We start from the raw sequence: 18,243 nt of genomic DNA on the forward strand, positions 1-18,243 counted from the left end.
GATCATGCCGCTCGTCGAAGTCGAACATCTCAGTTATCGCTATCCCGACGGAGTGGTAGCACTGTCGGACGTCAGCTTTACCCTTGGGGCAGGGGAGTGCGTGGCACTGGTGGGGCCGAACGGCGCCGGCAAGTCGACACTTTTATGGCACCTGAATGGCCTGTTGCCCGAGCGCTTGCGGGACGGGCATCATCGGCATCAGGGCGGCAATCACTCCGAAACGGCGCCCGTGCCGCTACGAGTCGACGGTATGGCCGTGAGTCATGCCCACTTACCTTTGGTGCGTCGCGCCGTGGGGTTATTGTTTCAAGATCCCGACGATCAGCTTTTCGGAACGACGGTTCGCGAGGATGTGGCGTTTGGCCCTTTGAACCTGGGGCTCGACGCGGCCGAAGTGCATCGCCGCGTTGACGAAGCTTTGGCGGTCGTCGGCCTGTCCGCCGCTGGAGATCGCGTGCCGCATCATTTGAGTATGGGCGAGCGCAAGCGAGCGTGCCTGGCGGGGATCATCGCTTGCCGTCCGCAATTGCTGGCACTCGACGAGCCTACGGCAAATCTGGATCCGCGGGCACGCCGCCAACTGATGCGACTGCTTGGTGAGTTAGATTGCGCCAAGCTGATCGCGAGTCACGACCTGGAGATGATTCTGGATGTTTGTCCGCGCGTGATCCTGCTGGACGAAGGACGGATTTGCGCGGATGGTCCGACGGCCGAACTGTTGCGTGATGAACAATTATTGGAAGTCCACGGGCTGGAACTGCCGCCCAGCTTGCGCGAGCGCCGCTGACCTGTCGCCTGCGGGGGCGAATTGTGAAGCCTCGCTGCCACCCAGGAGCCGTTCGTGCCGCAACGGCAGTTGCGATAGAATGTCACGAAATTGTCGTATTAGACGAGGAGTTGCGTTGCCTTGAATAAGATTTTTCGTGTTTTGGCTGTGTTTGCCGTCGTGTTTGTGTTGGCCACTCTCGCGTTGGGGCTGTCGTTGCGGATGCATGACATTCGCGATGTACATGATGCTGCCGGTCAGCGATGGGCCACGGTGCACCGATTGTCTGGCATCGCGGCGGCGCTGGCCGTGGTCTTGGTGAACAGCATCGTCGTGACGTATTTCGTCGGCACCAGTCGGTGGTGCAAGGAAGTCTGCGAAACTTATGAGTTGTCACCGAATCTGATTGCGCGGAGCAACGTTATTAAACGGAGAACGTTCCCCCTATGCGTCGCGAATATGCTGATCGCGGTTGGCATCGTCGCTTTGGGCGGCGCCGGCGATCCGGCCGGCACCTTCCGCGGTACGCCTCCGCCGGGCATGACTTGGACGAATGTGCATTTCATAGGGGCGGTACTGGGGCTTTGCTTCATCGCCTGGGCTTCGTTCGCACAATATCACAACATCGTTGCCAATCACGCCGTGATCACGGACGTCATGAGCGACGTACAGCGGATTCGCACAGAGCGTGGCCTCGAGCCGTGATCGACAACTCTTGCTGACGGCCGTACAGGCGGCTCGTCTAGTGCGCGTGATCATGCTCGTCGGAATGGACCGCGTGCGGCGTGTCGTGCTCATGCACGTGCCCCTGTTCGTGGGCATGTCCATGATTGTGCGCCGAAGATTCGACCAGCACGATGCCGCCCGCCACGGCCAGGCCGAACAACAGCGCGGCCGAAAGTTTCACGCGATCGTGAGCGTGAAATTGCAGCTCGGGCAAGAGATCGCTCGTCGCAATGCACAGAAACGTGCCGGCCGAGAAGGCTAGCGCCGCGCCCAGGATCGGCGTCTCGCCCGTGAACGCATGCTCGGCGCCAAAAAGAAAAATGGCCGCCCCCAACGGTACGGCAAGCGCAAAGATCAGGTTGGCCACGTGCCGGGCACGCCGCGAGGCGCCGCTGACGGTCATCAGCGTGCTGAGCGTCAGCGAATCGAACGGGATGTGTAGCCAGATGACGAGAAACACGGCCAGCCCCGCCAGAAAGTGACCGTCCCCTTCGAGATCGGTCTCGGCGGCTACGCTGGCTGCGAGCGCCATGCCGTCGGCCGCGCTATGCAGCGCCAGACCTACGAGCGCAGCTTGCCAGGCGCGCGGACGCTCATCGCCGTGCGCATGTGCGTGGCTGTGTGCATGATCGTGGCCGTGCAGGTGCTCGTGAGCGTGCTCATGCTCAGAATGTTCGGCATCAGAATCCTGGGGTGCGTCATGGTGGTGAAAGTGGAAGACGCGTTCGATAAAGAACATCGTCAAGAAGCCCCCGAGCAGCCACCACACGCAGTGGTAGATGTCTCCGAGTTCGAAGAACGCGTGCGGCAGCAGGTGCAAAATACCCACCCCCAGCATCACGCCGCCGATGAAACTCATCGACATCTGCATGCCGGTGTGCGTCAACCGCAGCAGCATCGGGATCCACCCGCCGGCCAAAGCAGCCCCCGCGATGAGCAGGCAGTAGATTGCGAGCAACGCGGACTGCGGCACGGAGATCTCTCCCAGGTTAACGTCGGCGGATCAGGGCGCAAACGCCGAGTATGGCAGCGAGGCTAAACTTCGGCAAGCCGCGCTCGCGTTGCAGTTGCCGGCCGAGAGAGGCCCGTTTATCGTGACTTCGCCTCGATTTGATGGGGCACAACCGTCATCCGGACGGGGCTGAATCGCGCGTCAAAACCAATGTGAGTAGTTGCCATGCGTGCATGCGTACAACGCGTCAGTCGAGCACAGGTTGCGATCGACGACGCGATCGTGGGCGAAATCGGGGTGGGGATGGTCGTCCTGCTCGGCGTTGCGACCGAGGATGGCGAACGCGATTTGCAGGTGTTGGCCGACAAGTTGGTCGGCCTGCGCATCTTCGAGGACGCAGCGGGGAAGATGAACCTCGCGCTGGCTGATGTTGGCGGCAGCATGCTGGTTGTCAGCCAGTTCACACTACTGGGCGATTGCTCGCATGGCCGTCGGCCAAGTTTCACCGCGGCCGCGCCGCCGGAGTTAGCCGAGCGGTTATACGAAGCCTTCGTCGCGCGGGTGCGCGCCGCTGGCATTGCGGTGGCCACGGGCCGCTTTCGTCAGCACATGGAAGTGTCGCTGACTAACGACGGTCCGGTGACACTTATTGTGGATAGCCGCTAGGTGCGAGTGCCGGACCGTTCGTGCGGAGCGCGTTCAGACGCGCGATAGGGGAGGGGAGGGCAGGGGGATCGCAGCTTGCTACGGCTCTGTGCGACGCGCCTTTTGCCCACGCAGCTTGCCACGTTGTGTGACAAAATCGCTAGCGATTGATGTGCTGCATCAGCGAACTGGCGATCTGGTGCGCTTCCTCGGCCCCTGGTTCATTTGACCAGATGGGATCGTTGAGGACGACTACCGTGGTGGCGATCATCAACACGTAGGTCAACACGTTCGACCAGACACATGGCCCCCAAAATTTGAAAGCCGTTCCGAAGGTGTATTTCAAATGTGGCCGCAGCCCTTTCCACTCAATACTCCAGATTTCGTCCAGGATCAGATGCGACAGGAAGCCTAAGACGACCGCGCCCGCTTCGAAGAATCGCACCGGCAATCCGCCTGACGAACAAAGCAAGAACGCCAACTCGCTGAAGATTAGCGCCGTCGGCAGGCTGTGGAACATGCCACGATGCACGCTGTAGTGGCGCAATATCCAGGCAATGCCGAACCGAATCGACAGATACAAAAGCCCGCCGGCCAGCACCATCGCGTCGTTGGACATGCCCAGGTGCTTGAAGCGATCGATTAATAGCATAGGCACCACGGCGGCGCCAAAGGTCACGCTTTCGCGCAATGGGCGGCCGGGGCCGCTATCCAGGTCAGGCAGCATGCCGGAGACTGAGCACAAACCGGCGGCCAATAAGCTTGTTTCGAGCGGTTGGTGATAAACCAGCATAGCCGTCGTGCCGTAAGCAATGCCGATGGTCGTGCTACCGGAAATGTGAATTTTGAAGCCGGGCATGTCCTGCATCCTTCCCTGGAGCGTGACCGACGGCGCGGAAATGGCGCCAAATCGAGGCGGGACTGTAGCCTGGAACGTGGATCGAGGAAAGATCGGTTCACGGTGTCGGCGGGGTAAATCGCGATCGCTGCTAGCCGCCCCCTGCTGGCTAGTTCAAGGTCCCAAGAAGCCGGGAGGGGCGGGAAGGCCGATGGTGCGGGTTCGACCGGTAATACTTCCGGCTTGTCTCTGACAGATTCACTATCTGCGAAGTGACGCTCGGGGCGCCCTTTTGTCTGCGGGCCCCTGCTGGAGTTCACTGCGCCAACAACTTGTGAGGTCGAATCTCGCACGGGTGCCGCGATTGAATTTCGGTGGTCAAAAGGTCTTGGGGGAAGTCTCATCGGCGCGTTCCTGCGAGGCATTCAGCAGGGGATGGTGGGAGGTTTTTTGAGCGCGATTTTGGTACACGAATTCGTCGCTCATCACGTCGCGCATCGTGCCGGTTTCTAATCGGTTTGTCTGGCCGGGGCGGAGAGGGCCAAAACCGACAAAACGCAGGAATCCCCGGGAAATCCAGGGTCAACAACCGAACATAAGAAACATTATCGGACGTTGGCCTATAGCCGGGAGCTAGGTCTCCTGCCGGCCTGGCCCACTCTCGGAACAGTAAAATGGCGTCATGGGACGTCGGCTTTAGAGACGTGGAATCCAGGTCATGGATCACCTCGCCATGACGTCAGGCGACGCGTGGAGCGATGCGAAATTCGGCGCCGCCGAAATTCGAAAGCCGAATCGGATTTCTGGCGGCGCACCAGAGTGAATCTCGGCGCCAAAAATGGAAAATGTGGCGCGCGCCGGCGGGGAAAAAAATCCGAATTTCGGCAGGGCGGTCAGGCCGGTTGGCTGAGGATGCCAGCAGGGGCCGGGTCCCCCGGATGTTCTAGGTACATCCCCATCCGCCGGAACTTTTCGTACCGTTCCTCAATGATCTGGGCGGAGGGCTTTTGGACCAGCTCGCGGAGGGCTTTGACTAGATACAGCTTGAGACGCCCGGCCATCTGGTGATGGTCCCGGTGGGCGCCCCCGATCGGTTCTTCGATGACGTCGTCGACGGCCCCGAGTTTCAGCAGATCCCGGGAAGTGAGGCGTAAAGCCTGGGCGGCTTGCTTCGAATAGGCGGCATCTTTCCAGAGGATGCCGGCACAGCCCTCGGGGCTGATGACCGAGTAGTATGCGAATTCGAGCATGGCGATCTTGTCGCCCAGGCCGATACCCAGGGCACCGCCGGAGCCACCTTCGCCGATCACAACGCAAATCACGGGGCACGCCAGCCGGGACATTTCGAACATCGCGTCGGCAATGACCTGGGCCTGGCCGCGTTCTTCGGCGCCGATGCCCGGGTAAGCGCCGGGGGTGTCAATGAGCGTGATGATCGGCAGCCCGAACTTGGCCGCGAATTTCATTTTCGCGATCGCCTTGCGGTAGCCCTCGGGATGGGCGCAGCCGTAATTGCAGGCAATGCGCTCTTTCAGATCCTTGCCTTTTTGGTGCCCGATCAGCATGACCTTGTGTTCACCCAGCTTAGCCATGCCGGTGCGAATGGCTCGATCGTCGCCGAACGAACGGTCGCCGTGCAACTCGACGAAGTCGTCGAATACGAGCTCGATGTAGTCGGTAGTCATGGGACGCTCGGGATGCCGAGCCACTTGGACGACCTGCCAAGGTTCGAGCTGGCTGTAGATTTTCTTCATCAGGTCGGTGCGTTCACGGCGCAGGCGGCGCACCTCATCGCGCGCGGCCACGCTTTCCGCCGCGGTGCTCTCGAGCTTGGCGAGCCGCGCCTCGAGCTCGTAGATAGGCTGTTCGAATGCCAGTTGCTGCAGCGGAATCGCCATGATGTGAAACCTGAATCGGAACGTATCCGTTAGTGGAAAAGCACCACACCGATTAACGTCGCGTCGAGACGCAGGGCTGCCTTCGGCTCAGGGCAATCATAGTGGCCCCCCCTGCCCCGCCGCTTTGTCACAGGGCCTGCTGGTCCCGAACTAACCCAACGATTGGTAGATTACACCGAATCGGCAGATCGGTTAAGACGCGTTTTCTTCGGCATTTACTGCAGATGGCGGTTCCGGCGTCTTCCGGAACATCGTTGTGCCGTTTAGTTCACCACAAAGCTTGGCCATCGAGTCCGGGCGGCCTTTGGGGTCCTTGCACATCGTTGAGCGAATCAGGGCGCCGAACTCCGTCGTGATATTCCGGTCCATCGCTTCGAGTGCTGGAATGGCCGCGCGGAGATGCTTATTGAGCAATTCGTTCGAGTTGCCGCCGGTGAAGGGTGGTCGCCCTGCTAGCAGATGAAAGACGGTGCAGCCAAAACTGTAGATGTCCGCGCGCTCGTCGAGCGGCTCGCCCCGGATTTGCTCGGGAGACATATAGCTGCGTGTTCCCTGAACTTTGTTGCGGCCGAATAGTCGCCCGAGCATGCCTTTCTTTCGTTGGGCCAGGGCAAAGTCGATGAGCTTGACGTCTCCTTGCTGGATGATGAGAAAATTGTCCGGTTTGATGTCGCGATGGATCCAGCCTTGCTGATTGAAATAGGCCAGGCCTTCGGCCGCTTCCTTAACAATCTTGGGCATCAAGTAGCCGACCTGCTCCCGCACTTGCAGGATGATTTCCTTCATATTCGGCGCCGGATAGTACTCCATCACGAGATAGGGAAGGCCGTGATCGATGGCGAACTCGTAGACCTTGATCACATTGGGATGATCAAGGGTCTTGCCGACGATCGCCTCTTGCTTGAGATAAGTAAGATGTTCCTTGTCTTTGCGATATTCGGAGAGCAAGAGCTTGATGGCGAGCCGGCGTTTATCGCGATCGTCCATGACCGCCCACACCTGACTGGTTTGTCCCGTCTTGACGATATTCAACAGACGGTAGGGACCAATATGTTCTTGACTTGCCAGTGCCACGATCGCGATACCAATCACTCAGCCGGGCGAGAAACCGCCGGCCAAGGAAAGCTCTCCTGAGGACTCTTGGGAATTCCGAGTGACGAATGCCTCGCCATACAGTGTAAGTTTAGTCTGGGGCAGCATGGGGGACAAATCACGGGGTACGGGTCGCGTGATTGTCTTGCGCACTGCGGCCGCGACACTCCTCTACCGCGGTTGACGACCGAGCTGCCGCTCGTAAAGCGTGCGAATCTGGCGCGTCATCGTTTCGTGCCGAAATTGATCGGTGAAGCGGCGGCGTCCTTCCTCCCCGAGTCGCTTGCGAAGCGGTGGCTGCGCGATCAATTCACCTATCGCCGTTTCCAAGGGCGCGACGCTGCACGGTGGGATTAGATAGCCGGTAACTCCGGGAAGCACCACTTCGCGCGCGCCATCGACGTCGTAGCTCACCACGGGCTTGCCGGCGATCAGCGCTTGTGGCAAGACGCGGGCCAGCCCCTCGCGCAGGCTTGCATGAACCACGATATCCATCGCGCCGAGGAATTCCGCGATCTTTTGCGGCGGAACCAGGCCGGTAAAGCGAACGCGATCCGCGAGGCCTTGATCGGCGATCCGGCGTTCGAACTCCGGGCGAAGTATCCCATCGCCAACAAACAAGAAGCGAGCGTTCGGTTGGTGGTCGATGATCGTGCGCGCCGCGGCCAGGACGTATTCGTGCCCTTTGAGATGGAACAGCCGCGCAATTTTTCCGATTACGACATGCTCGGGCCGATAACCCAACTCCGCGCGCAGGCGATCACGGTGTTCGTCGGCGCACAAAAAGGGTTCGACTTCCATGCCGCTGTAGATAGTGGTGAATTTTTCGCGCGGCGCGACCCCGGCCGCGACGAGCTGCTCGGTCATGGCGTCAGCGACGCTGATGATCGCGGAGCACTTTCCCGCCGCGTACCGTTCGCACCTGCGAAAGAATTCACGTGCGACGCTCGATTGGTAAGGATGAAACGGCGCGCCATGCACCGTGTGGACGATTACCGGTACGCCAACGGCCGCGGCGGCCATGCGCCCAAGCATGCCCCCTTTCGCACTATGTGTGTGGACAACGTCGGGGCGAAACTTGCGCAGCACTTGTTTTAGCTCGCTGTAAGCGCGCCAATCGCGCCAAGGGTGAATTGAGCGGCGCAGCGGAGAAACGATTTCGAGCGGCACCCGATGCGCTCGTGCCCGATCGAGCAAACTCCCTTCGGGCCCCAGCGGCGGCCCGGTAATCAGCAGGACGTCATCCTGGTAGTCGCGCAGCAGGTCCTCGCAGTTGAGGAGCGTATTCTCCTGGGCTCCGCCAAGAATCATTCGCGTGATGATGTGAGCGACTCGCATACTGCGTCGAGACTGCAAGAAAAGGAATCGCGAGTCACTTACACAATACTTCTAGACTAATCAGGCGCGAGCGAAGTGGGGTAATCGACGCGCACCAGGAATAGGCCCTGCGCGGGAGCCGTCATGCCCGCCGCGCCGCGGTTTCCGGCGGCCACGACCTCGGCCGGCCAGCATTCGGGGCGTGTGCCGCGCCCCACTTCGACCAGCGTACCCACCAGCGCCCGGACCATGTTATAGAGAAATCCGTTGCCCGAGAATTCGATCGTGATCAGGTTGGCACTCTCGCCGGTGCCGCGTGAAACCGTCGCTTCATAAATCGTACGCACGCTGGAGGCGCGTTGCGGCCAGCGCGACTCGAAGCTGCGAAAATCGTGCGTGCCAACGAACGACTGCGCCGCCCGGCTCATGGTCCCCGCGTCGAGCGGTTGCCGATATTGCCAGCACAGGTGACGGCGAAAGACGTCAGCCACGAGCCCATCGTGAATCATGTATCGATAGCGCTTGCGGATGCTGTTGCGCCGCGCGTGGAATGCCTTGGCAGCCTCGGTGACATTGATGGCGGATATGTCGCGCGGCAACTCGCCATTTAAGGCATTGCGTAGCGTATCGGCCGACAATCTCGTCTCGCTCTGAAAGCTCACGACCTGCCCGAGCGCATGTACGCCGGCGTCGGTGCGACCACTGGCGGCGGCGCGGATCGATTCGCCGGTGATTTTGGCGAGTGCCGTTTCCAGGGCGCCCTGGATGGTGGGCTTGCCGGGCTGCCATTGCCAGCCGGCGTACTTGGTGCCGTCGTAGGCCAGCGTGAGCTTGAAAGTACGCATGGCAACAGGGCGAAGCGGTGCGCCTCCCCTGCCCTCCCCTACCCTGCCGCGTGGCCGGCGCCTTGCGTGGTCCTTGCCGCGGCGAGCAACTCGGCGATTTGCACGGCGTTCGTGGCGGCGCCTTTGCGGAGGTTGTCGCTAACGCACCAGAAGGCCACGCCGTTTCCGCCGCTGATGTCTTGGCGGATGCGCCCGATGAAGACTTCGTCGCGACCGTCACATGTCAGCGGCATCGGATACTGGTTAGCAGCCAGGTCATCGATCACCGCGATCCCCGGCGCGGCGGCAAACAGTTCGCGAGCTTCGTCGGCCGACAGCGGACGCTCAGTCTCGACCAGGATGCTTTCGCTGTGACAGTTGCTCACGGGGACGCGCACGCAGGTGGGGCAGACTTGAATCGAGTCGTCACCGAGAATCTTGCGGGTTTCGTACACCATCTTCATTTCTTCTGAGGTGTAGCCCGCCTGTTTGTGTGATCCAATCTGCGGAATCAGGTTGAAGGCGATGTCGTGCGAGAAGGTCTCGTAGCGATGCACCTCGTTGTTGAGCTTGCTGCGGGTCCCCTGCTCCAGGTCACGTTGTCCGGCGACGCCGGCGCCACTCGTGGCCTGATAGGTGCTAACGACAACTCGCCGCACGCGGGCGGCGTCGTGCAAGGGCTTCAGCGCCACGACCAGTTGGGTCGTCGAACAATTTGGGCTGGCGATGATGCCCTGATGTTTGAAGGCATCGGCCGGATTCACCTCGGGCACAACCAACGGTACCTTAGGATCCATGCGCCAATAACCGCTTTCGTCGACCACGACCGTGCCGCGTTCCACCGCCCAGGGAGCAAAGTCGCGCGCCGTTTCGTCGGGAGTGCTGCCGATGGCCAGGTCGACGCCGCGGAACGAATCGGGAGTCAGCTCTTCGACGGTGTGCTCTGTGCCGCGAAAGGTGATTTTCGAACCGGCTGATCGCTTGGACGCCAAGAATTTGATTCGATCGAGCGGAAAGTTTCGCTCTTCGAGCAGGTCGCGAATGATTCTTCCCACCGCCCCTGTGGCACCGACAATAGCAACGACGTCAAACACGAATCTCTCCCGATTAGTAACGGCTCCCGCACGGTGGGAATGCCGAATGTCTTGAGGTACGACCGCGCCGGGGGTACTACTCGGATGGCTACGCCCCAGAAAAGGCTGGAAACCCCTCACATGTGTTTCCGCCATCTCCCGCCGGCGAAGCCAGTATAAGCCCGGTGGTGGAGACAACGGAAGTCATCGAAAGGCTCTGTGCCGTGGCCGATTTGCTGCCCCCCCTGCCCTGCCCCGCTCGATGACGGTTCGCCGGCGTCTTTATTCCGCAATCCGGCCTTTGCAATGTTAGGCGCGTCAGTTGAGCTTCGAGGCTCTGGCGGCCGGTGGGCGGCGGCGTTGCTGCGGTCGGGCGACGGCTGCTGTGGGGGTAGAAACGGCTTCCTCCCCCCTGCCCTCTTCCGCGGGTGCGCGTTCGATCAGCATGCGCACCAATCGCGGCGAGACAAAGGATGTGCAGCCGATCAGCATTACCAGCCCGAACGTGATCATGCCCATCCCCAGGGCAATTCCCATGTGCAGCGGGACGGCCATGGCCAGGATCAGCGGTCGTAGTTTTGGCACCCAAATCAGGGCGCAAAACGAGAGTTCCCAAAAGACCGTGATGTGCGTCAATGCCGCCACCAGCACGGGCCAGGTTGCCAACCACGTTAGATCCCAGGACTGGTACTCGAGATTTGCCACGGCGCCCCAAAGAGCGTCGCCGCGCCACCAGGTTTCGCCCTGCAGCTTTGATAGGCCCGCGAAGAAGTAGATCACGCACATGTGTACTTGTATCAGGCGGATGGCCAGGTTCGCCGAGACGCTGGGGATCACCGGAGGCGCAGCCGCCTCGTCGCGATCGGCCAATAGCCGATCGACGGAGTACCGCGCGCCGCACGGCCCCAGCATGAGATACATGGCCAGCATGACATTGATCTGGTCGAGGCCGAATTGCGCGCCCGGAACGCGGTTCACATAGGAGACTGACGCCAGAAACGAGGCCACGGCCGCGAAGCGGCTGAACAGGCCGATCGTCAACATGGCAAAGATGATTAATGCCGCGATGTGAACGGTCCACAACGCGCCACTGGAATTGATTAACCAGAAGTAGCTCCACGAAAACGGATCGGGCTGCGCGGCACTGGCCGCCTCGGGCGAGACCCAGCCCGTCGGCAGAAAGAAATCTTCGAGCCCGATCGACCACACCAGGTGCGTATAGAACAACATCGCGCCTGCGAGAATCCGAATCAACGACAGCGTCGCCGGATCGGAGGGCAGGAACCAGAAACGGTTCCAGCCCGCCACGAGCCACGTGGCCAGGTCGCGAACATAATCACTCACCAGCCGCATCATGGCATCCTCACAAAGCTGCCCAACGTACGCTCGCGATACAAGCTGGGGTCATTGAGTTGCATCCCTTTGGCCACCTGGTCGGGCGAAGGGATCAAGTGTTCTTGCATCCACAACGTCACGCGTCGCGCCTGATACTTATTCAACAAGTGGTCGGCATAACTCCGCGCGTATTGCTGCTGACCCGGGGCCAAAGGAAGCTTTGCCCATTCGGTTTGCGGTGGTGTATTGGGATCCGGTGGCGCGAGGTTGATGAATTCGCTGAGCATGAAGTGGCGGTGGTAAAACAGCCGCGGCCACTCGTCATTCAAGCTGGGGAACACGCCGCTTCGGTGCGAGTCGTCGGCGAATTCGAGTTCGTAACGGACCAGATGGCTGGGGCCTGGATCGGGCGCGAAGAATTTGTAGCTGTGATCCAGGTAGGTCGCTCCCATGTAGGGGCGAAAAACCGGATGCAAGAGATCGCCCAGCAGCGTGGGCGGCAGCGAAAAAGGTCCGACCAGAATCGCCGCTATATGCCAGAGCAAAAGCGCACTAACGACAAGCTTGGCGCCGAGGCTCCAAGGTTTGCTGCGCGGCGTCTGAGGTTCGCGGGTGTCGGCGGCTGCTGCGGTCGTGGCCATGCGGGTATTGTATCTAGCGACGCGTGCCGAATATTCTGCCCCAATCGCCCCCATCGATACCGACGGCGTATCGACTCGGCGGACCTATCCGGGTATCGGTGCCCGCGCTTGCCGGCAAACAGCGATTCGCGTTACCTCGTTACTCCCGTATCAAACGACAAACCCTCGCACGGGACGTATCCCGTGCGAGGGTTGTGAGTTGCAATCAATTTCGGGTGCCGTCGGTCAATCCATTGCCCAGTTGCGGTACCCGATAAGAACTACTGAACGTCAGTTCCGGTCGACGCCTGAGCGACCTGGGCCGCATCGACGTCGATCGTCAGTTCACGCGACTCGCCGGCGGCCAGCGAGATGCGCTCGACCTTCGAGATCTTCTGACCGTTGCGTTCGAGTTCGACACGCACGGTGTAGTTGTCCCAGCTCTGGCCGTCGTTCAGCTTCGTGGTGACGAATTCGCGAGTCGAACCAGTCGACTTCGATTCGTTACCCGACAGAAAGACCTTCGCATCGGCGGGGACATGCAGCTTCAGGCTGGTCTTGATCGGCTTGGTGGCGGTCCGCTCGTCGGCCGCTTCTTGACCCTGCAGCGGCAGGTTCACATCAGCCGATTGACCGGCTTGCAACTGGACGACCTTGCGGTCTTCGACCGTTTGGCCGTTCCGCTCGCTGATCGCACGCACTTCGTACGTGTAGTTGAAACCCGGACGGAGACCGTTCGAGACAAAGCGACGATCCATGCCAGTGCTACGGGTCAACATGCCGTTGACGTAGACCTTGGCGTCGGTCGGAACATGCACGCTCAGCACCGCCGAGCGGCCCGTGCCATTCATCGTTTGGGGGGCGTCAGTTCCGGGAGCCGGAGACTGATCCAACATCGGCGGTTCCGACGGAGTGCCCGGAGCGACCGGAGCCGCGGGGACCTGGCCAGCCGGAACGTCGCGAACCGTGGTGTAACCACCGTTCGACCCGCCGCTGCTGCCACCACTGCTACCGCCGCTGCTGCCACCGCTCGAACCCCAGCTGCCGCCGCTGGAGTACCAGCCGCCGCTCGAGCCCGACGATCCACCGGACGAACCCGACGAACCATAGTATCCGCCCCAGCTACCGGACGACGAGCTACCACCGCTCGAGTACCAGCCGCCCGAGGAACCGGACGAACCAGACGAACCCCACGAACCGCCGGACGAACCATAGCGGCGGTGGTGCCAAAACGCGTCAGCTTGCGGTGCAGCCATCGACCAGGCGACGCTAGCGACCAAGCCGCCAAGCACCAATTTCTTTACGTTGCCGAAGAACATAACTTGTTTGCTCCCATGGATAACGGAGGCCTAACGACTCAGTTTCCCCCACGAACATACCAACCCTAGCATGTAATTCAAGCAACATACGTAGTTTTTTTCGATCATCCAGGATGGCAAAGAGGAGCAATCTGTATCGAGCGCAGACTACTCAGAATCCGCATCGTCCGAATAATCGTGTTGAACTGCGCAGTCTGGTTTGTTTGGATGGCCTTGCGTTCCTGGCGATCGTTGCTAGTTGCACTGGCGGACGATCGATCATCATTCCTACAATCCGCACCCATCGATTCTTGATTTGCGGTTGCAATGACGTCAGAGGAAGCGCTCGATGCTACCGGTTGCCTGGCCGCAACGTATTCCCTGGGGGCTGCTGCTGTCGGCAGTGGGGTTGCTAGCGTTGGGTTGGGTGGGCATCGCGCGCAGCGAGGAACTCGGCGACGGCGATGGTCACTATGTGCGCCAACAGGTGATCTGGTCGGTCGCTGCGTGCTGCGTCACGTGGCTCGCGACGATGGTGGGCTATCGCTGGCTGACGCACTACGCGTACGCCGCTTTCCTGGCGATTCTATTTCTGCTCGTAGCGGTCTTTTTCTTCCCCGAGATTCACGGCACGCATCGCTGGCTGCGCCTGGGGCGCGTCGGTTTACAACCGTCGGAGTTCGCCAAACCGGTCTTCGTACTGGCGCTAGCGCGATATCTGATGTCGGGGGAGAATTATCGCACGCTGCGCGGCCTGCTTATCCCTTTGACGTTGACCCTGGTTCCCGTCATTTTGGTATTGCGCGAACCGGATTTGGGAACATCGCTGGTCTTCATTCCGGTGCTGTTCGCCATGCTTTATGCCGCAGGGGCGCGCAAGACCGACCTGGTCGTGTTGACCGTGTGCGGGATCGTGATGTTGCCCCTCCTGTGGACGCAAATGAGCGGCGAGCAGAAATCTCGCGTCACGGCGCTTTTCGATCAATCCGGGCCTGATAGAGCTCCCAGCGATGACGGTTATCATCTGCACCAGTCGAAGCAGCTACTCTCGCTGGGCGGGATCCGAGGAAGCATGATCGCAGGCGAGGCCGTGGCGGATCGGGCCGTTTACCAACTGCCCGAGGATCACACCGACTTTGTTTTCATCGTCCTGGCCGAGCGGCTCGGCTGGTGTGGCGTGCTTGCGGTGCTGGTTCTCGAATTTGGCGTCGTCATCAGCGCCATGGGAATCGCGCAAGCGACCCGCGAGCCATTTGGACGATTGACGGCCATGGGACTTGCGACGTTGGTCGGGGTGCAGGCCGTGATCAATACCGCGATGACGGTGGGGATTTTGCCGGTGACCGGGCTGTCATTGCCGTTGGTTAGCTATGGCGGATCGGGGTTGATCGCGCACAGCTTGGCGTTGGGATTACTGGTGAACATTGCGCTACGGCCAGGCTTCGAGGTGACGGCCACGCCGTTTCGATTCGTGGCGCGCAGACCCGTGCGACAGGTTTGACGCAAGCCTTATTTTTCTTTTTCGTTTTTCGGCGTGCCAGAAATCTGCACATCGTCGAACGAAACTTCGCCCACGCCCCCCAGCAATCCGATTCGCACGATGGCTTCGCGAGCGTTGGTGGGGACGCGGACGTGTCCTTCCTCGCGTTTCCAGTCGGCCGTGCCGCGCCAGGGTCCCAGTCCGCGTTGCCCGACCATCGCCCGTTTCGCATCGTAGAAGGTGATGGCCAGCATCGGCAGTTGTTCGGAATTCTGACCCGGCTGCACATCCTTGACGCGTACCCAGGTCGAAAGCTCGAGCTGGTCGACCTTGCGCCCGTCCACGGGAAAGGCTTGCAGCGCCTGACAGCCTCGGCCGGGAACATCGTTTGTGAAGGTGATCGCGCGCTTTCCTTCCGGAGCCCCGCCGGTCAATTCGCCGTGCCGTAAATAATGCCAGCCGCGCGGCTCTTCGCTATCCTTGTTCGTTTCCTCGAACGTGCCGTTGATGATCGACGGATGCAGCGGATCGGGTTTTACCTGTCGTTGGTCCTCGGCCGTGCCGGTCATGGGAACGAACAGTGTGGGGCGCAACGCTTCGGAAACCAACTTGCCGTCTTCCTTGCGAAACAGATACAGCACCTGCTGGTACCGCTGCCCGAGGGGGACGATCATGCGGCCCCCTTCTTTCAATTGATCGACGAGCGGCTTCGGCACGTCCTCGGGAGAGCACGTGACGACGATCTTGTCGAATGGCGCATGCTCGGCCCAACCTTTGTAGCCGTCGTCGACTTTGGTGATGACGTTCGTGTACTTCAATCGCTTCAACGTGGCGGCCGCGCGCTTACCGAGTACATCGACGATTTCGATCGAATAGACCTTGTCGACCAGCGGTGAAAGTATGGCGGCCTGAAAGCCGCTGCCGGTACCGATTTCGAGCACCTTATCGGTCGGCTGTGGCTCGAGCTGTTCGGTCATGTAGGCCACGATGAATGGTGGCGAGATCGTCTGTCCGGCGCCGATCGGCAGCGCCATATCGTAATACGCGTGCTGCCGCTCGCCGGAGGGTACGAACTCGTGTCGCAGCGTCTTGCGCATGGAGTTGATTACGCCACGATCCGTGATGCCGGGCGCGACGATGTCCTGGTCGACCATCTGATTGCGTGCCGCGTCATACTCGGCTTGCGTAGCCTGAGCACGTGCCGTTTCGGCGGCGGCGAGGAAAACTACCAGCAGAAGGGGAAGCGCGCGAGTCATGGTGCGTACCCGGTCCGGGCTGAGCGATGCCTGAGAACTCTTTCCTTCTCTCCATCGTTGCCGGCCGAGAAAGACTTGTCTACATCGATGCCGTTGCCGCATCTGGATAAGGCCGATAGATTGGCCGTGTGGCCCACATTGACGATGTGTTGGGTTTTGGCGGTTTTGCAGTTTTTTTCAGCCCCAGGCGCAACATGCTTAACGAGCGGCTGAAAACACTCGTGGTCGATCGCCTGTTGCCGCGGGTGCAACGTCCCGCGCAGTATCTGGGGGGCGAGCTGAACGCGGTCCGCAAGGACCACTCGACCGTGCGTGGCAAGCTCTGTCTGGCCTTTCCTGATTCGTACACGATCGGAATGAGCCATCACGGATTGCAAGTTCTGTATTCGCTGATGAACGCTCGGGAGGACTGGGCGTGCGAGCGTGTCTTCGCTCCCTGGGTGGATATGGAGCAAGAGCTCCGCGCGGCAGAATTGCCTCTTTACAGCTTAGAGACCTTCACGCCGCTGGCGAGTTTTGACGTGCTCGGCTTTACGTTGCAATACGAGCTGTCGTATACGAACGTACTGACGATGCTCGACTTAGGAGGGGTCGCCGTCTTAGGCAGCGAGCGGACATTGGCCGAGCCGCTGGTGATCGCGGGCGGCCCGTGCGCGCAGAATCCGGAGCCCCTGGCCGACTTTATCGACGTTTTTGTCGTTGGGGATGGCGAACCCAGCCTGCCACGATTGTGCGACGAGTGGTTGAATATCCGCGCCGATATCATCGGCGGCGAGGGAATTCGTGACGGCCAGCGCGGCCGCGACCAGCGCTCCCGAGCGCTGCTGCAATTAGCTACGCGGCTGCCGTTTGCTTACGTGCCCCGCTGGTACGAAGCGGAATACGACGAGAGCGGGAAATTGCTGGCCACGCGGTCGACACATCCGGATGTGCCGGCGACGATCGAGCCCTCGGTGATCGACGATTTGGACGCGATGCCGCTTCCGCTGGCTCCGCTAGTGCCGGTTGTCGAATGCGTACACGATCGGATTGCCATCGAGATCATGCGTGGATGCCCCTGGCAGTGCCGCTTTTGCCAGAGCACCGTGATCAAGCGTCCCTTGCGCGTGCGACGTGTGGAGACGATCGTCGCGGCGGCGCTTGCCGCTTACCACAGCACCGGCTTCAACGAGATTTCACTACTTTCGCTTTCGACCAGCGACTATCCGTGGTTCGTCGAGTTGCTCGCGCGGATGCACGAGACCTTTGCGCCGCTGGGAGTCAAGCTGGCGCTACCGAGCCTGCGCGTCAACGAGCAATTGCGTGGCGTGGCGGCGCTCTTGTCGAGCGATCGTCGCGGGCTGACGCTGGCGCCCGAGGTAGCGCGCGACGATATGCGCGAGCAGATTCGCAAGAAGATCACGAACGAAGATCTGTACGTTGGATGTCGCGAGGCGTTTCGCCACGGTTGGCGGCATGTAAAGCTGTATTTCATGTGCGGCCTGCCCGGTGAACGGGCCGTCGACTTGGATGGGATCGTCGAGATGGCCGAAACCATCTCACGCATCGGCAAGGAAGAACTGGGGCAATACGCGAAGGTGACGGCCAGCGTGTCGAATTTCGTTCCCAAGCCACACACGCCGTACCAATGGAACGGAATGCAATCGCGAGAATACCTGCGGTGGGCGCGAAATTATCTGTTGAAGAAGCGGCGAATTCGGGCTGTTGAGGTCAAGTGTCATCCGATCGAGGATTCGTTGGTCGAGGGGGTTCTCAGCCGTGGCGATCGCCGCGTCGGCGCGGCGATTTTGCTCGCCTGGCGGCGCGGCGCGCGATTTGATAGTTGGGGAGAGCAATTCGACGCCGCTCGCTGGTGGCAAGCGTTCGAGGATTGCGCGATCGACATTCCCAAGGTCTTGCATCACACCGAGCCCTTGGATGCCCGGCTGCCGTGGGATCATATCAACGTGCGTAAAGGGCGCACGTACCTCGAGAAGGAACAAACTCGCTCCGTGCTGCAACTGGCCTCGATGGCCGATGCCGTATAATGGGAGCGAGCGCGCCGCGAGGAAGGCCGAACAACGCGCTGCACGAGTTCGTTAATTCGGCTTTACCCCCCCTGCCCTGCCCCGCCGCATGTCAAG

Annotated in this window: 16 protein-coding genes; 5 read left to right on the forward strand and 11 right to left on the reverse strand. The window is 60.6% G+C overall.

Features of this window, described 5'->3' with window-relative positions:
* The first annotated feature begins 4 nt into the window (after positions 1–4).
* Entirely contained in the window at positions 5–787 is a 783-nt protein-coding gene (locus VGN12_13800) for an ABC transporter ATP-binding protein (protein HEY4310520.1), read from the forward strand.
* Between the two features lie 120 nt (positions 788–907).
* The gene (locus VGN12_13805) at positions 908–1,471 is read left to right on the forward strand and encodes a hypothetical protein (protein HEY4310521.1); all 564 of its coding nucleotides are present in this window, start codon (positions 908–910) and stop codon (positions 1,469–1,471) included.
* 37 nt (positions 1,472–1,508) lie between these two features.
* On the opposite strand, the gene VGN12_13810 is transcribed toward VGN12_13805, so the two are convergent.
* On the reverse strand, positions 1,509–2,465 hold the full coding sequence (locus tag VGN12_13810) for a ZIP family metal transporter (GenBank protein ID HEY4310522.1): 957 nt from the start codon (positions 2,463–2,465) through the stop codon (positions 1,509–1,511).
* A 204-nt stretch (positions 2,466–2,669) separates the two neighbouring features.
* Here VGN12_13810 and dtd point away from each other — a divergent pair, with 204 nt between their 5' ends.
* A complete protein-coding gene (gene dtd, locus VGN12_13815; protein HEY4310523.1) occupies positions 2,670–3,110 on the forward strand; it encodes a D-aminoacyl-tRNA deacylase in 441 nt (146 codons plus the stop codon).
* A gap of 139 nt (positions 3,111–3,249) precedes the next feature.
* On the opposite strand, the gene VGN12_13820 is transcribed toward dtd, so the two are convergent.
* The 9 genes from VGN12_13820 to VGN12_13860 form a co-directional block, all read right to left on the reverse strand.
* On the reverse strand, positions 3,250–3,948 hold the full coding sequence (locus VGN12_13820; protein ID HEY4310524.1) for a metal-dependent hydrolase: 699 nt from the start codon (positions 3,946–3,948) through the stop codon (positions 3,250–3,252).
* An 872-nt stretch (positions 3,949–4,820) separates the two neighbouring features.
* A complete protein-coding gene (locus tag VGN12_13825; protein ID HEY4310525.1) occupies positions 4,821–5,825 on the reverse strand; it encodes an acetyl-CoA carboxylase carboxyltransferase subunit alpha in 1,005 nt (334 codons plus the stop codon).
* A gap of 192 nt (positions 5,826–6,017) precedes the next feature.
* The gene (locus tag VGN12_13830) at positions 6,018–6,899 is read right to left on the reverse strand and encodes a serine/threonine-protein kinase (GenBank protein ID HEY4310526.1); all 882 of its coding nucleotides are present in this window, start codon (positions 6,897–6,899) and stop codon (positions 6,018–6,020) included.
* Between the two features lie 189 nt (positions 6,900–7,088).
* The gene (locus tag VGN12_13835; GenBank protein HEY4310527.1) at positions 7,089–8,255 is read right to left on the reverse strand and encodes a glycosyltransferase family 4 protein; all 1,167 of its coding nucleotides are present in this window, start codon (positions 8,253–8,255) and stop codon (positions 7,089–7,091) included.
* A gap of 56 nt (positions 8,256–8,311) precedes the next feature.
* Positions 8,312–9,079, reverse strand: coding sequence for a tRNA pseudouridine(38-40) synthase TruA (truA, locus tag VGN12_13840; protein ID HEY4310528.1), 768 nt, complete (start codon positions 9,077–9,079; stop codon positions 8,312–8,314).
* 38 nt (positions 9,080–9,117) lie between these two features.
* Positions 9,118–10,152 carry an aspartate-semialdehyde dehydrogenase gene (locus VGN12_13845; protein HEY4310529.1) on the reverse strand — a complete coding sequence of 345 codons (1,035 nt, stop codon included), beginning with the start codon at positions 10,150–10,152 and terminating at the stop codon, positions 9,118–9,120.
* A gap of 297 nt (positions 10,153–10,449) precedes the next feature.
* On the reverse strand, positions 10,450–11,487 hold the full coding sequence (locus tag VGN12_13850) for an HTTM domain-containing protein (protein HEY4310530.1): 1,038 nt from the start codon (positions 11,485–11,487) through the stop codon (positions 10,450–10,452).
* Entirely contained in the window at positions 11,484–12,107 is a 624-nt protein-coding gene (locus VGN12_13855; protein ID HEY4310531.1) for a hypothetical protein, read from the reverse strand. Before VGN12_13855 ends, VGN12_13850 begins: the two co-directional genes overlap by 4 nt.
* 260 nt (positions 12,108–12,367) lie before the next feature.
* Positions 12,368–13,405 carry a TIGR03000 domain-containing protein gene (locus VGN12_13860; protein ID HEY4310532.1) on the reverse strand — a complete coding sequence of 346 codons (1,038 nt, stop codon included), beginning with the start codon at positions 13,403–13,405 and terminating at the stop codon, positions 12,368–12,370.
* A gap of 328 nt (positions 13,406–13,733) precedes the next feature.
* Between VGN12_13860 and VGN12_13865 the strand changes: the two genes are divergently transcribed.
* Positions 13,734–14,885, forward strand: a complete 1,152-nt coding sequence (locus VGN12_13865) for an FtsW/RodA/SpoVE family cell cycle protein (protein ID HEY4310533.1) — start codon at positions 13,734–13,736, stop codon at positions 14,883–14,885.
* Between the two features lie 8 nt (positions 14,886–14,893).
* On the opposite strand, the gene VGN12_13870 is transcribed toward VGN12_13865, so the two are convergent.
* Positions 14,894–16,120 carry a protein-L-isoaspartate(D-aspartate) O-methyltransferase gene (locus VGN12_13870; GenBank protein ID HEY4310534.1) on the reverse strand — a complete coding sequence of 409 codons (1,227 nt, stop codon included), beginning with the start codon at positions 16,118–16,120 and terminating at the stop codon, positions 14,894–14,896.
* Positions 16,121–16,248: 128 nt separating this feature from the next.
* Between VGN12_13870 and VGN12_13875 the strand changes: the two genes are divergently transcribed.
* The gene (locus VGN12_13875) at positions 16,249–18,147 is read left to right on the forward strand and encodes a TIGR03960 family B12-binding radical SAM protein (GenBank protein ID HEY4310535.1); all 1,899 of its coding nucleotides are present in this window, start codon (positions 16,249–16,251) and stop codon (positions 18,145–18,147) included.
* Positions 18,148–18,243: the final 96 nt, after the last annotated feature.

Source organism: Pirellulales bacterium (assembly GCA_036499395.1).
In the GTDB taxonomy this organism is placed as follows: Bacteria; Planctomycetota; Planctomycetia; order Pirellulales; family JACPPG01; genus JACPPG01.